Here is a 290-nt window from a genome sequence, read left to right as displayed (position 1 = left end):
TGGCTCCGCAGCATTGTTGGGAAGGGAAAGAAAACAGACTGCAACAGCTTTGTTGCCGGAACGTATGTGCTCATGGCGGACGGTTCCACCAAGCCGATAGAACAAGTCGCGGTCGGCGATGAAGTGCTGGCGGCCGACCCCGAAACGGGACAGATCGGGCCTCGAACCGTCACGGCTGAGATCACCGGAGCCGGTGAGAAGAACCTCGTCGCCGTCACCATCGGCGAGGCCACCATCACCGCCACTGACGAGCATCCCTTCTGGTCTCCCGAGTCCGGCGAATGGACCCA

The 290-nt window shown here is 61.4% G+C and carries 1 protein-coding gene; it reads left to right on the top strand.

Annotated features, from left to right (window positions below; all coding sequences use genetic code 11):
* Positions 1-290: Hint domain-containing protein (locus tag E0D90_RS26205; RefSeq protein WP_130800362.1), on the top strand; the 290-nt coding region annotated here is incomplete at both ends.

Source organism: Streptomyces otsuchiensis (genome assembly GCF_004305975.1).
Classification (GTDB): Bacteria; Actinomycetota; Actinomycetes; order Streptomycetales; family Streptomycetaceae; genus Streptomyces; species Streptomyces otsuchiensis.
This window is presented reverse-complemented; position numbering and strand designations above follow the sequence as displayed.